Origin of the sequence: Brumicola pallidula DSM 14239 = ACAM 615, from assembly GCF_000428905.1 — a bacterium.
Lineage (GTDB): Bacteria > Pseudomonadota > Gammaproteobacteria > Enterobacterales > Alteromonadaceae > Glaciecola > Glaciecola pallidula.
Genome location: NZ_AUAV01000017.1, coordinates 96,745 through 111,000, shown reverse-complemented (window position 1 = coordinate 111,000; position 14,256 = coordinate 96,745). Strand labels below are relative to the sequence as shown.

The window sequence follows — 14,256 nt, the reverse complement described above, 5'->3', positions numbered from 1 at the left end:
AAAAAAATGGGTAAGCGCTTATGAGTATTATTTATGTGTTAATCCCTTTAGCCATTATTATTGTGGGTATTGCGGTGATCATATTCTTTTGGGCTGTAAGGTCAAATCAATTTGATGATTTAGATCGACAGGGATATAGCATTTTGTTTGACGACGATATTAACCAGAAAGACGTTGATACTAATGAACAAAAAGAGAAAATTGATAAAACTGACGATAGCAAGTAATGCTCGACATTAATTACCTCGGGGCTTTCTTGATTGGAATTGCTGGCGGTGTGCATTGCATTGGTATGTGCGGTGGCATAGCAAGTGCTTTTTCATTTGCCATTCCTAAAGGTCAACCACAACTTCCTTATATTTGTGCATACAACCTTGGTCGTATTATTAGCTACACAATAGCCGGCGCAATCACTGGTTTTGTGGGGGGGATAGCCACAGTCAATATCCAGTCCGGCTTACCTATTTTACAGATCATTAGTATTATATTTTTGGTCTTGCTGGCACTTTATATTGGCGATTGGTATAAGGGCTTATCACTTCTGGAGAAGCTTGGTGGTAAACTTTGGAAAAAAGTAGCGCCCTTATCAAAAAAACTTATTCCATTCAAAAATCCATTCTACACGCTAGCTTACGGCATGGTCTGGGGTTGGTTACCTTGTGGCTTAGTGTATTCAGTATTAACTTGGTCTCTAGCCAGTGAGTCGGCAATGCAAGGCGCATTAGTTATGTTTTCATTTGGTTTGGGAACCCTTCCTACTCTTTTAGCTGCAAGCTTAGGTGCGAGCTTCTTGGTCCCTATTTTTCAGCACAAAATGACACGAAAAATCATTTCAATCCTACTCTTTGGCTTTTCTTTGATCTTGACCTACAATCTATTTTTGAGTCATACTTGATCCTAAACTAATTACAAGGAGTAGGTCATGGCAAAAGATTCTGAACTGTCGATTCACTGTCAAAGCTGCAGTTTTAGCCACTTATGTTTACCTGTTAGTTTGAATAAAGACGAACTCGAGTCGTTGGACGACATCATCGAGCGCAAAAAACCGCTTCACAAGAATGATAAGTTGGTTAGTTATGGTGACGATTTTCATTCGTTATATGCTGTTCGCTCGGGTTCATTTAAATCATACATAAGTGACAAAGACGGTGTCGATCAGATAATTGGATTTCACTTCCCAGGCGACATAGTTGGATTTGATGCTTTAAAAGACAATAAACATGGTAGTTACACCCAAGCATTGGAAACCGCCATGGTATGCGAATTGCCCTACGATACATTAGATCAAATGTCGATTAAATTTCCGAAGCTTAGGCAGCAGATAATGCGGTTTATGAGTGCTGAAATAAAGCATGATCATGACTTAATGATGCTATTAAGTAAGCGCAGCGCAGAAGAACGTCTTTTGCATTTTTTGATGGACCTATCTCAGCGATTTGAAGAGAGAGGGTTCTCTGCCAAACAGTTTAACTTGTCGATGACTAGAAATGAAATCGGCAACTACTTAGGTTTGACAGTTGAAACCATTAGTCGACTACTAACTCGTTTTCAGAAAGAAGCGTTAATAAAGGTAGATGGTAAGTTAATATCTATTATTGATTTTGGCGGTATTAAAAAGCGTTTTCCTGATATGGAAATTAACGTTACTAGCGTTTGTTAATTTTAATAAAGTAAATATAGACCCTCAAATTCCGTAAACTCATCTTTTATTTGAGCTGCCCTAAGACGGAGAATTGTTTTATTAGACCTTAGTTTGATCTAGGGCAATGTGGTTACTAGTACATTGCCTCAAAATAATTCAGAATAAAAGCAGATAGTTAAGCTTTGGAGAAAACGATGTTCACTTGTACAAAAATACTCGCTGTTACCGACCCTACCCTTGACCAACAGTCCTCGTTATTGCGAGCGTTGCGCATTGCTGAAAAAACAAATGCCCAAATTATTCTGTTCTCATGCATCTATGATAAGTCTTATGACATGACCGCCGTGTTAACCAGTGACGAGCGTTTCAATATGAAACAAGCTCTGGTTGAACATGAAAAATTAAAACTAGCGGCTTTAGTTAACGAATTAAATTGCGACGCTAATGTTGACGTTGTTGTGACTTGGTATAAAAAGTTACATGAGGCGGTAATCGATACGTGCCACGAATATAAGTGTGACTTGATTGTAAAAGCGACGAAAAAGCACGGTATGTTGTCATCTAGTTTATTCACTCCAAGTGATTGGCACATTGTGCGCAATTCTTCGGTGAACGTTATGTTAGTTAAGTCTCATGAATGGCCCCAGAAAGGCACTGTTGTGAGTTCTATTGGTGTTTTAGCTAAAGATGACGAACATAACAGCTTAAGTGATAAAGTGGCTGAAACCGCTCATGGTTTATCAAAACTACTTAACGCTACCCTTCACTTTGCAAATTCATTTGCAGGTGCACCATTGCACATAGCGGTGGAAGTACCTAATTTTACGCCCGAGGTTTACAATAAATCAGTACAAAACAGGCATACAAAAAAAGTGCTCGAACTAGCTGAAACCTATAAAGTAGCTACCGACAATGTGCATGTATTAGAAGGGCTGCCTGAAGATATTATCCCTGAAGTATGTCAAAAATATAAAGCAGATTTATTAGTCATTGGTTCGGTTGGTCGCACAGGATTCTCAGCGGCCTTGCTTGGCAATACAGCTGAACTTATTATTGACGCTGTAGAATGTGACACTATGATTGTAAAATAACAGTCAAAAAACCTAGCTTGGCATAGGACTTTATCTAATAACGCTATTTTGAAATTCAAAACCAACCTACTATTCCTTGCAACTGATGCTGTTTGCAATAAAATCTTTAGTATTCAAATAGTCGTTTAATGCTGCACGATTAGAACAACCAGATAGTCGGCAGAATCAACAAACATTGATTATACACAGCGTAAACTTACGAAAGGATCGACATGAAAATTGGACTCGCACTTGGTGCTGGTGCCGCCAGAGGCTGGGCGCATATAGGGATTATTAGGGCACTGCAAAAGGCTGGCGTTGAAATAGACTTTATCGCTGGTTGTTCGATTGGTGCATATGTTGGCGCTGCATTTGCTAGTGGCAAACTAGACGACTTAGAAATGTGGGCAAATTCATTGACTGAGTGGCAGGTTTTTAAACTCCTCGGTGTTGGCTTTAGACGTGGTGGAATAGCCAGCGGACAAAAAGTATTTGATAAGTTAAAAAGCGATTTTTGTGCGCCTACCTTCGAAGCGATGAATATCCCTTTTGCTTGTGTTGCAACTGATCTCTATTCTGGCAGAGAAGTGGTATTCAATAAAGGTGAAATTGGCGACTCTATTCAAGCTTCGTGTGCTATTCCCGCCCTATTTAGTCCTGTCGATCATAACGGCAGATGGTTAGTTGACGGTGCCGTGGTTAACCCTGTCCCAGTCAATCAATGCAGACAGATGGGGGCCGACTTTGTTATTGCTGTCAATCTAAGTGCTGATTTCAGGCCAAGGCTGATTGAAACATGTGAACTTGAACATAAAGAAAATCAAAGAAAAACAGATGAAATGCTAGAGAGAGCGAGCGATAGTTTTATTAAAAAGTGGCTTTCGCCAGAAGTGAAAGCGAATAAGAAAAAACCACCAGGAATTGTCGGTGTAATGAGTGGTTCCCTAGAAATCCTGCAAGCTAGAGTAACCCGCTCCCGACTTGCTGGCGAACCACCTGATATTCTTATTGAACCGCAATTACATGATGTGGGTTTACTTGAATTTCATCGTGCCAGTGAGGTGGCTGAAAAAGGCCGTCAAGCTGTTGAGCGTTTAGCTAAACAAATTGCCTTTCAATTAAATTTAGTAGAAAAGGCGTAAGCATTCCTTGCTACTTAGTTGCAATAGCGGTTATGCGTAACGGCATAGTTTGCAGCTTAAGCCCTTTGTTACGTTCAAACCATTCATTATTTAACATCAATGTGCCCTGATTGATCATTTCACCTGTTTTAGTCGTTTCACGAAGACTTTTATCGCTAAATTGAAGCATTAATCCATTTACTGTTGGCATCATAAACGACAGGAAGCTGCCCATTTCATTAAAAAATGCTTCGTACTGTTGGTAGATAAATTGCATTTCTTGAAACGTATATTCAGTTTTTAAATACTCAGACTTTGTTTCAAGTTGAACTGATATATCGCATTGATTTGATGGTTCTTTAAAATCAATCACAACAAATGCATTGGCCAGGCTAAGTGCTTTTTCTGATTGAATAGTAAAACGATTTTCTGGCGTCACAGTTAATGGGATCTGAACTTTCTGGGTGCTAATGCGTGCTTTGTTAATAGTACAAAGTTCACCGGAACCGACGTGTTGAAAACCAAACGCAAATTGAAGAGCTTGGGTATCTTCATTGTCTAACTTGCTAACATGACCATAAAAAGTCTTATATTTAACCTCTACTTCGTCAGCAATTGCTGGTTGTGTTAGCAACAGCGCTAACACAATTGATAAGACCGGCTTGCGCATTACATAAGTTCCCTATTAAATTTAATCATTTGTTTTAATTCCACCACGTAATCATCTCCACGCTCGGAATATTTAGTTAAGCCCTCGCTTAATGCAAGGGCTGAAATAGGCTGCATTTTATTGCGCAGTTGTTTTCTAATACCGCGCATCTCGCTATAAGCACTGTGTCTATTTAAGTTTCGCATATAGGTGTACATCGCCCTCGATAAGTTATTAAACTTAGCTACTTCGTGCGCAGCATCTTCATCGCGACGTTTGGGCACAAACCCACACCCTTTTTTAAAACACCAAAGACCGAAAAAATTATACCCATTACGAGCAAATCTTGACGTTCCCCAAGCAGACTCATTGGCGGTTTGGACCAACACTAACTCTACAGGAATAATATCAACTCTTGTTAATAACCTATCAAATACCGGACCCAGATCATCATTTTTCTCAACTCGATATTCATCTGCGAGCCAATCAAGCTCTAGCATTTGTTTTTCTGTGATCATTTCACCAGATATATGCTTTGCTCGTAAACCATGAATGAACTCTCTTTGCATTAAGATATGCTTATTCTGAATTTCAATTGCGGGCCTCAAGTAACTAAAGAAAGCTTTCTTTTTCTCGGTTGTGTCATTGTACTGATTAAAATCAGGTATGGGTTTCTTTGCAGATTCACTTTGTGGAATTGTCTGTATAACCGATTTTTCAGGTTGCAATAAATATATACCAAACAGCACTAGAACCAAAACACTAGAGGCTATCGAAATAATTTTTAATTTATGCATCAAAATGAGTTTCCCCTGAGTTGGCAACTGGTTGTGATTGTTGTGTTTCTTCCTGAACCCCAAATAAGTCGTTATATAAAATACCTATAACGTTATAATACAAGGGCACTATCCAAATGAATGCGAGCCCAAACGTTATCATACCAAGTAAAAATAGCACAAAGAAAATAACGAATAAGATTGTCAATTGCAATAGATATCGATTACACATTTGAATCGACAGTTTTATCGCCATAAATGGCCTTAGTTGCTTATCAGCGATTAGAAACTTGGTAAAAATAGTCGAGATAAAAATATATATCGCCGGCAGAATAAATAGTGTCATACCAATCTGAGTTAACAATGAAATAATCAATTCCGCCGTTGCTAGCCATAGTATGAAAGGGACATACATAAATAGGCTTATTACATTAATAGGCTGTTTGCGTTCGGTTTTAACTGCCAACATACTAATCCCAGCCATTAGCGGTGACATAAACACAGTAAGCAACATATTAAAAAAATAGGTTTCTGTTTGCATTTCTTGAAGTTGCACTACGGTCTCAATATTATACATATTAAACAATACAACAAATGCAGCTAATGCAATGAATAATAAAATAAAAATACACCGAAGAATGACAGAAAAGTTTTGCTTTGTCGCCGTATTCCCTCGTTCAAAAAGGCGCTTAATATCTATATTGTAATTTTGTGATGGTGCTTTATTCATTGCAGACTAATTTTCCATATTAATTTCTTTGTCTGTTATTTGTTGGTCGTGCAAATAACTGCTCATAATGTATAGCTTAATTATACGCGCAAGGAGTTCGCCTATGCGATTATTAATACTATGAATCATTCAATATCGGTGACCATAACCCCAATTATACAATATTCACGCTAACTATTAAGGATTAAAAATATAGCCATTACGATCAGAACAACACCCATCGTGCGGTCAAATATATAGCCGTTGAGTTCATAAAATGCGCGTACCCTTTTATGTGAAATAATAAAGGAAAGAAATACAAACCATGCTGCTGTAGCGATAGCCATGTATAAACCATAAATCATTTGGTGCGCCAATAATGTGTCAGAAGAAATGGCAACCGTGAAAACAGATAAAAAGAATAGCGTGGCCTTCGGATTCAATCCATTAGTAATGAAACCTAGCATGAATGATTTCGTCAGGCTTTTAGGTTTACCTGCCGTTGTTGAAACTTGTGTCTGGCCGTGCGCTTGACTTCTAAGAGCACTAACGCCAATCCAGGCTAAGTAGGCCGCAGCCAAATAAAGCAATATGTTTAATAACCAAGGTGTCGTTTTTATGATCAGGCCGATACCAACCAAGGAATAAGTAACATGCAAAAGTATGCCACAGCTAATCCCCACACTAGTCGAAATAGCTGCTGCCCGCCCCTGTTGAATACATTGTTTCAATACCACGGCGAAGTCTGGACCTGGACTAGCAACTGCGAAGAAATGAATGACCGCAATTGAGAAGAACTCAACCCAACTAAAAGCAGTTGTATCAATCATTGACTAATCTCAATGGGCAGGATTTGACTAGCCCCCCACTCTGACCAACTTGCATCATATACTTTTACTCGACTAGCCCCTAATGAGAAAACTGCCTGAGCAATGATACAGGCGGTAATGCCGCTACCACAACTGATAACAATTTCGTTGCTAAGGTCAATCTTTTCATTCTCAAATATAGCGACTAATTCATTATAACTTTTAAAAGTACCATTAACTTGCACGCTGGCATAATGAATATTTGAAGACATTGGTATATGCCCTGACCTCATGTTAGTTCTCGGCTCAGGTTCGGCTCCTGTGTATCTACCGTTACTTCTGGCGTCAATAATCTGGATTAAATCAGTCGTGTTTTTGGGTGAGACCAACATTGATAGTTTGTTGCTAATGTAGTCAGCGCCAACAAAGCCAAAATTAGCCGATGGTTTGAGCTCAACACTTGATGTTGCAATAGGGCTTGCTAGTACTTTTTGGGTTGGGTGTTTACTATTGAGCCACTCTGGCAATCCGCCATCCAGTATTTTAACATTAGTAAAGCCCATGGCTAGCAGCATAAACCAAGCCCTTGATGCGCAGAAATTACCAAAGTCATCATAAACTACGATTTCATCTTCTAAGTTCAAGCCAAGCCGCCGCGCTGCCGTTTGAAACACATCCACGCAGGGCATCATATTGCTAAACGATGCATCTTTATCGACAAACTCATTTTCAAAGTCGAAGAACAAAGAATTAGGTATAAAACAAGGTAGACCGGATCGCTCCAAATCTGGCTTAGAGGTTGGTGCGCTCTGCATTGTAGTGAATAGTATTTTGAATTTATTGTTAGCGACAAGCTCGATTTTTTGAGCAAGTTCGCAGCAAAGAAGTGTTGTAGTTGTCATGAGGAATGCAAACCAATACTGTTAAGCAATGTTAAGTTACATAATTAAACCACGATTTTGTCATACATAGAAGTTTGCAAAAAAAATGCAGCGATAATTATGCAGTAGGTTCACACCTGCATCAACCAAGAGTCCCGCGATGCGATGGCTTTTATGTGTTGCTGAAAATGAGTATAGTAAAGTCTACGTAAATTAATCCGTAAACTGCTCTACACACCAAAAATCAAATATGTTGGCATATGGAGGATTAAATCACATACATAACCTAGCTAAGTTACCTTTTATGAGCATCTATATTTTAATAGTTATTCAATGACAATGTGGCACTCAAAATTGTTGTTTTGGATGCGAAAAAAAATCAAAATTTGATAGCGAAATCCTGCGTGATTGGCTGTGTAAGTTGATAAATTAGCAAGTTTTGTGTAATGCACGATGTAAACAAATCTAATAGTCGAACTAGAACGTAACAAACAACATTAGTAAAGTAAGGATAAAGAGAGAGTATAATGAGTAAATATCAAAAATCTGCAGAGGTCATTTCGGGTCTAAGCGCTGAGCAGTTTAGAGTAACCCAAGAGAACGGCACTGAGCGCCCCGGCACCGGGGAATGGCTAAATAATACATCACTGGGCATATACGTAGATATTGTTTCTGGTGAGCCTTTGTTTGCATCATCTGCAAAATATGAATCAGGCTGTGGCTGGCCAAGTTTCACCAAACCTATTGAGGCGGTTAACGTAAATGAAATTACGGATACGTCGCACGGTATGAGCCGCACCGAGGTGCGTTCTGCATATGGTGATAGTCACTTAGGCCATGTATTTACAGACGGTCCTAAAGATAAAGGTGGTTTGCGTTATTGTATTAATTCAGCGTCATTACGTTTTGTTGCTAAAAATGATATGAGTAGCCAAGGCTACGAAGCTTATATCGATCAAATTGAGGAAATTTTATAATGGCAAATGAACGCGCAGTATTGGCCGGTGGCTGCTTTTGGGGTATGCAGGATCTCATTCGCAAACGCCCTGGCATAAATTCAACTCGTGTTGGTTATACCGGCGGTGAGACGCCAAATGCGACTTACCAAAATCATGGAACACATGCTGAAGGTATCGAAATATTATTTGACAATGAGCTTGTTAGCTACCGACAAATTTTGGAATTCTTCTTTCAAATCCATGATCCTAGTACGGTAAACAGGCAAGGAAACGACCTTGGTGTGTCTTATCGCTCGGCTATTTATTATGTTTCTGAGGCGCAACGAACCCAAGCATTTAACACTATTGAAGATGTTGATGCATCTGGGTTGTGGCCAGGAAAAGTAGTCACTGAAGTAGAGCCTGTAGGTGACTTTTGGGAAGCCGAACCGGAACATCAAGACTATTTAGAAACCCGCCCAAATGGCTACACTTGTCATTTTCCAAGACCTGACTGGGCACTACCAAAAAGTTAATCTGTTTTTAAATTAATCCTTTTGTAAAAAGTCTGACCGTTTTACTTGATTGCGGTCACGACTTGATTACCCCCGCTAGCGTCCAGCCATTAAGTACCTGCTTATTGCCAGTTATTGTTATCGTTATTAATAATCATGTATAAATTTCAAGCACTTTAAGAGTGAAATTCATACTACTATTTCGAGTGCATGCTGTTTAAAAAATTAACCGACTAAAAGCCATATCAAAAATTACGCTATTAATCTTTGAGCGGCTAGCGATTTACTAGCAATGACGATCTTGTACAGCAGCATAAATGGAAAAACAAGCTATGACGACTACCGTAACGCAGTGCAGCAAAGAATTGTGGATTATAAATCTGTTCAAGTATTCAAGTGCAAATACCGCTATTCACATCATGTTTGCCGCTTTTCTAATGGCAATGACATGGGGAACCACTATACCAGATTATGCCTTTTATTGGTTGTCAGTGCTCGGGTGTGCATTAGTCATCGGTTTATTTTGTCAAACTAGATTTAATCGCCGTAAAGTACAGCAAACCCAAAAAATTGCAAAGTGGGAGGATATGCTTGTGTTTATTACACTGGTGGTTAGCGTGATATTTGCAGCCGCTTATTATTATATTGTTACTCTCGTAGACCCACAGCTATGGGCAATACTTGCGCTCATTGCTGCGATGCATATGGGGAGTGCAATAATGACATGTTTGTATTCGAAAAAAATAATACTCGCCATGTTGTTACCTACTTTCGCACCTTTAGTTATCGGTTTTATATTAATTGCTCAGCCCTTATCTTTTATCTTAGCCGCCAGCCTCACTACATTTGCTGGTTTAGTCTTATTTTTAGGTATTTCGGTAAATCGTTTTCTAATAAACGGTGTAATAATGCAAGTAAAATACGAAGACGCAGCGCAGCAAAGTGACTATTACAAAACGAAGGTTGAAACTGCTACTTTTGATGATCCAGAAACGGGCCTGTTTAACCGGCGCCTTTTTGATTTAATTATTGATGAAGAAATTAGACGCGCCAAGCGCATCAACAGCACATTAAGTCTTGTGGTGATTGAAGTTGATTACTTTTCGCAATACAAAGCACAGTATTCTGAAAGTGAAGCTGATGAATGTACTCGTTCTGTCGCAAATATTCTGGCAAAAGCAACGTCCAGAGGCGGTGAGTTCATGACCCGTTTTGACAAACAAAAATTTGCCCTAGTTATTCCCAATGCATGCAAATCAGACGCAAGTTCTTTTTCTGCTAAACTGTTGAATTTAATCAACAAGGCCCAGATTGAGCACTTATATACAAACGTTGAAAACTTAAAAACATTATCAATTAGCATCGGCATTGCAGAGTTTGCTGAAGGCAGTATTATTGACCTTGAAGAAATAACCTCACAAGCAATAATGGCCCTTACCGAGGCTCAAAAAAATGGCGGAAATAAGATGCTTACTTTTGATGATCATATGCTGAGTAAAAAGACAGAATCCAATCAAGTACAAGAGCATGATGAAATGACGCCCTCAGGGTATAACCAAAATTCGCAGGTAGCGTAACTGCTCTCGCAAATTATTCAATGGTTAGTAACTCTCAATATTAGTTTTAGTAAGCATCTCGGCTTTATAAGCCCAGCGTAAAGTAGTATTCAATACATCAAACAAAACAATAAAAAAGCGAATTTCAATGCCCAATAGTTCACTGCAATCCGACTTCATCCGAGCCTTACAAACAATGGTGGAACAACATTCTTCGCTTAGCGCTGCGTTCGAGCATCTTCAACCTTTAATATTAGAAGCGTTTGGTGCTCAGAGTATGAGTATTTTTCAGCGACGCTCGCACCACAAAGATTTAGTTTCGCGCTACCATACAAGCAATGAAATTCGTGAACTCAAAGTCGCTATCAATACGCAGTCGATAGCTGGCTACGTGGCTATGGCACAACAAGCTGTCAAAATTACCAACCCATACAATGAAAACGCCTTACGTAAAATTCACAATAAACTGAGGTTTGATCAGAAATATGACCGCTTACGTCATATGCGTACAGACAATATACTCAGCGTGCCCATCAAGTATAAAGGCGTGTTGCTCGGTGTATTGGAAATTGAGAACAAAGAAGTTGAAGAGCTAAACGATGATGACATTACTCTCGCTTTAAATGTCTCTGACATTATTGGGAAAGCCTATAGATATCAACTAGGCGGAACGGCAAGGGCATTTGACTACCTAGCTCATAATGGCAGCTTATCGGCTGAGGCATTGAGTGAATTTTCAATCAACGCGAGTATTAGTCAAGGTACGCATCAACTAAAAAACAAACATAAAATTTCAGAAAAACTTATTTACGAAGCATTGTCGGTGTATTTTCAGGTCCCCTTTATTGATTATTTACCACGAAAATACAAATCAACCCAAAGCAATACGAAACTCAGCATATCTTATTTGAAGCGAAACCATGTAGTACTGCTCAAAGATACTCGAGACCGACTCATTGTGGTTATGTACGAACCAAACAACACCGATTTAGTGATGGAAATTGAAAGTGCCTTAGGGACCCAAAATTATCAATTAGCATTTAGCCTACCGCACCAAATACTCCAGTACTTAGAGGGAAACGAAAATCAAACTGTAACAAACAAAATAAATGAGATAAGTAATAAAGTAGCACTTAAAAAAGACACACATACCTTCAATGATAATGCACCGGAGAAAGAATCAGATATTGTAAAAATGGTGTCCAATATTCTGATTGAAGCAAAACGACTCAACGCGTCAGATATACATATTGACCCGGAGCACGAGCGGCCCACCCTTGTTAGAATGAGAGTTGATGGCGTGGTCAGGGATATTAAAGAAATACCCGCATCACAACACAATTCAGTGGTTGCTCGGATTAAAATAATGTCGGACCTCAATATTGCTGAAAAGCGTATTCCACAAGATGGCAAGCTTACTTTTATTGCCTCACAAAAAAACGTTGAGGTTAGAGTGGCAACTATTCCAACCGTTGCGGGTGAGGGTATCGTTCTGCGAATACTTGCGGGTAATGATGCAATGCCAATTGAGAAAATTAATTTGGCTAAGCACAATATCGATAAAATCAAAAAAATGGTACTTATTCCTAATGGTGTCATATTAGTTGTTGGTCCTACTGGTTCGGGAAAAACCACAACGCTACATGCTATTTTAGGCTTTCTAAACACCCCCGACAAAAAAATCTGGACAGCAGAGGATCCGGTAGAAATTACGCAATATAGGTTGCAGCAGGTTCAAGTAAATCCCAAAATTGGTTTCACATTTGCTAAGGCCCTACGCGCGTTTTTAAGAGCAGATCCAGATGTTATCCTAATTGGTGAAATGCGTGACAAAGAAACCGCTAATGCCGGCATTGAAGCTTCTTTGACAGGCCACTTGGTATTGTCAACTTTACATACCAACTCAGCACCAGAAACTATCACGCGATTGCTCGACTTAGGTATTGATCCGGTTAACTTTTCAGACGCCTGTATTGGTATTCTTGCACAGCGTTTGATCCGTACTTTATGCTCAAGCTGCAAAGAGCGCTATACACCGAGTGACATAGAAGTCGCATTTTTACATCGTCAATATGGCGACGAGTATGTTGATGAATTGGCGTTTACACCGGAAACACAGTTGTGCGGACCCAAAGGCTGCACTGACTGTGACAACACCGGTTACACAGGCCGCACAGGCGTGCATGAACTACTATCAATGACCCCTGAATTACGTGGACTAATTTATAAAGGGTCTTCTATTCCTGAAATGCAAAAGCAAGCAATGCAAGATGGCATGCGAACACTAACGCAAGATACAATAATAAAAGTGCTTAACGGTGAGGCAGACATCGCACAAGTGCAAATAATAAGTGGCACTAGCATTGGTCATTAGATGTAAACACTGTAGTTGTGCTAACAAGCCCATATAAAGGAAGCCAGCGTCAGATAGAACATAATGACCTTTCTATAGGAGTAGCTTATAATAACTCGGTAGTTGACAAAGGATTTGAAAGGAAAGGTGATGGTTAAATGTGAACTGCTGCACATCTAGTGCATATTATCTTACAGCTAGTAGACATTAACTATAAAATGGTGCCCGGGGCCGGACTTGAACCGGCACACTCTTACGAGCGAGGGATTTTAAATCCCTTGTGTCTACCAATTTCACCACCCGGGCACTGATACTGCGACGTTCCTAGCTAGCATTAATGGAGGCGGAACCCGGAGTCGAACCGAGATTCACGGATTTGCAATCCGGTGCATAGCCATTCTGCCATTCCGCCACAACATTGTTGCTTTCACATTGCGTCAATCAAAAAGATTGGAGCGGGAAACGAGATTCGAACTCGCGACCCCGACCTTGGCAAGGTCGTGCTCTACCAGCTGAGCTATTCCCGCTCTGCAATGTGGCGTGCATTCTACCCTCTATATAAAACCTGTCAACACTAAATCTTAAAGAAATATACTGTTTTATTAAAATTTGTACAGTTCGTTGCTATTTTGCACTGAAACGACTGAAAGCTAACTTTTTACTTTGCTTAGTTGCTTCCAAGCGGCTTTAGTGTAAACCACCATAGACCACACCGATAACACCGCAGAAAAATACAATAATATTGTACCTATCGTTACCCAGTAAATTGGAAAGCCCATAAACACTTCTAAACCTGACAACAAACCAATTAATGCCAGCATTTGCATCATCGTTTTAGACTTCCCTATAAACGAGACTTTGACCGTCGACGCACTGCCCTGCTGTCCCATCCACTCACGCAACGCGGAAACATATATTTCACGCATCAATAAGGCGATTGCTGGAACTGTTATCCATACACTAGCATAGGTGTGGGTAACCATAAGAAGCGCTGCAGCAACAATTAATTTATCAGCAACGGGATCAAGGAATGCACCAAACGGTGTGGATTGCTCTAATTTTCTGGCTAAGTAACCATCGATCCAATCCGTAATGGCTGCCAGCCAAAATATAAATGCGCCAGCTTGATGGGCCCAGCGCCAATCAAGAAAATAAACAAACACAAATACAGGGATCAATAAGACTCTGAACATGGTGATAATGTTGGGGATTGTCCACATATTTACTAAAAACCTTG

At 39.7% G+C, this 14,256-nt stretch carries 15 protein-coding genes and 3 tRNA genes; 9 read left to right on the top strand and 9 right to left on the bottom strand.

Translation table 11 applies throughout. The features are described from left to right. Positions 1-20 precede the first annotated feature (20 nt). From ccoS to rssA, 5 genes are all read left to right on the top strand, one after another. On the top strand, positions 21-227 hold the full coding sequence (ccoS, locus tag G399_RS0108335) for a cbb3-type cytochrome oxidase assembly protein CcoS (RefSeq protein ID WP_006011978.1): 207 nt from the start codon (positions 21-23) through the stop codon (positions 225-227). Continuing rightward, the gene (locus tag G399_RS0108330) at positions 227-895 is read left to right on the top strand and encodes a sulfite exporter TauE/SafE family protein (RefSeq protein ID WP_006011980.1); all 669 of its coding nucleotides are present in this window, start codon (positions 227-229) and stop codon (positions 893-895) included. The genes ccoS and G399_RS0108330 overlap by 1 nt, the downstream gene beginning before the upstream one ends. Before the next feature lie 27 nt (positions 896-922). Continuing rightward, on the top strand, positions 923-1,660 hold the full coding sequence (gene fnr, locus G399_RS0108325; protein ID WP_006011982.1) for a fumarate/nitrate reduction transcriptional regulator Fnr: 738 nt from the start codon (positions 923-925) through the stop codon (positions 1,658-1,660). A gap of 176 nt (positions 1,661-1,836) precedes the next feature. Next, complete coding sequence (gene uspE, locus G399_RS0108320) at positions 1,837-2,733, top strand: universal stress protein UspE (protein ID WP_006011984.1); 897 nt, start codon at positions 1,837-1,839, stop codon at positions 2,731-2,733. 212 nt (positions 2,734-2,945) lie between these two features. Continuing rightward, complete coding sequence (rssA, locus tag G399_RS0108315; RefSeq protein WP_006011987.1) at positions 2,946-3,854, top strand: patatin-like phospholipase RssA; 909 nt, start codon at positions 2,946-2,948, stop codon at positions 3,852-3,854. A gap of 10 nt (positions 3,855-3,864) precedes the next feature. Here the strand turns inward: rssA and G399_RS0108310 are convergent, their stop codons facing one another. From G399_RS0108310 to G399_RS0108290, 5 genes are all read right to left on the bottom strand, one after another. After that, complete coding sequence (locus G399_RS0108310) at positions 3,865-4,503, bottom strand: DUF2987 domain-containing protein (RefSeq protein WP_006011990.1); 639 nt, start codon at positions 4,501-4,503, stop codon at positions 3,865-3,867. Further along, complete coding sequence (locus tag G399_RS0108305; RefSeq protein WP_006011993.1) at positions 4,503-5,279, bottom strand: glucosaminidase domain-containing protein; 777 nt, start codon at positions 5,277-5,279, stop codon at positions 4,503-4,505. Before G399_RS0108305 ends, G399_RS0108310 begins: the two co-directional genes overlap by 1 nt. Continuing rightward, positions 5,272-5,988, bottom strand: a complete 717-nt coding sequence (locus tag G399_RS0108300) for a DUF975 family protein (protein ID WP_006011995.1) — start codon at positions 5,986-5,988, stop codon at positions 5,272-5,274. The genes G399_RS0108305 and G399_RS0108300 overlap by 8 nt, the downstream gene beginning before the upstream one ends. A 170-nt stretch (positions 5,989-6,158) precedes the next feature. Next, on the bottom strand, positions 6,159-6,797 hold the full coding sequence (locus tag G399_RS0108295) for a LysE family translocator (protein ID WP_006012000.1): 639 nt from the start codon (positions 6,795-6,797) through the stop codon (positions 6,159-6,161). Beyond that, positions 6,794-7,678, bottom strand: a complete 885-nt coding sequence (locus G399_RS0108290; protein WP_006012002.1) for a sulfurtransferase — start codon at positions 7,676-7,678, stop codon at positions 6,794-6,796. Before G399_RS0108290 ends, G399_RS0108295 begins: the two co-directional genes overlap by 4 nt. A 506-nt stretch (positions 7,679-8,184) precedes the next feature. Here G399_RS0108290 and msrB point away from each other — a divergent pair. The 4 genes from msrB to G399_RS0108270 all read left to right on the top strand — a co-directional run bounded on the left by msrB (position 8,185) and on the right by G399_RS0108270 (position 13,040). Further along, entirely contained in the window at positions 8,185-8,634 is a 450-nt protein-coding gene (msrB, locus tag G399_RS0108285; RefSeq protein ID WP_006012004.1) for a peptide-methionine (R)-S-oxide reductase MsrB, read from the top strand. Continuing rightward, positions 8,634-9,131: a peptide-methionine (S)-S-oxide reductase MsrA gene (gene msrA, locus G399_RS0108280; RefSeq protein WP_006012007.1), complete on the top strand. Its 498-nt coding sequence runs from the start codon at positions 8,634-8,636 to the stop codon at positions 9,129-9,131. The genes msrB and msrA overlap by 1 nt, the downstream gene beginning before the upstream one ends. A gap of 296 nt (positions 9,132-9,427) precedes the next feature. After that, positions 9,428-10,687 carry a GGDEF domain-containing protein gene (locus tag G399_RS0108275; RefSeq protein ID WP_006012011.1) on the top strand — a complete coding sequence of 420 codons (1,260 nt, stop codon included), beginning with the start codon at positions 9,428-9,430 and terminating at the stop codon, positions 10,685-10,687. Between the two features lie 127 nt (positions 10,688-10,814). Continuing rightward, a complete protein-coding gene (locus tag G399_RS0108270) occupies positions 10,815-13,040 on the top strand; it encodes a GspE/PulE family protein (RefSeq protein WP_006012017.1) in 2,226 nt (741 codons plus the stop codon). Positions 13,041-13,238: 198 nt separating this feature from the next. On the opposite strand, the gene G399_RS0108265 is transcribed toward G399_RS0108270, so the two are convergent. From G399_RS0108265 to pgsA, 4 genes are all read right to left on the bottom strand, one after another. Beyond that, positions 13,239-13,325 (bottom strand) — tRNA-Leu (locus G399_RS0108265). A 32-nt stretch (positions 13,326-13,357) separates the two neighbouring features. Continuing rightward, positions 13,358-13,431: transfer RNA gene (locus G399_RS0108260), tRNA-Cys, on the bottom strand. A 39-nt stretch (positions 13,432-13,470) separates the two neighbouring features. Next, positions 13,471-13,546: transfer RNA gene (locus tag G399_RS0108255), tRNA-Gly, on the bottom strand. A 123-nt stretch (positions 13,547-13,669) separates the two neighbouring features. Continuing rightward, the gene (gene pgsA, locus G399_RS0108250) at positions 13,670-14,239 is read right to left on the bottom strand and encodes a CDP-diacylglycerol--glycerol-3-phosphate 3-phosphatidyltransferase (protein ID WP_006012019.1); all 570 of its coding nucleotides are present in this window, start codon (positions 14,237-14,239) and stop codon (positions 13,670-13,672) included. Positions 14,240-14,256: the final 17 nt, after the last annotated feature.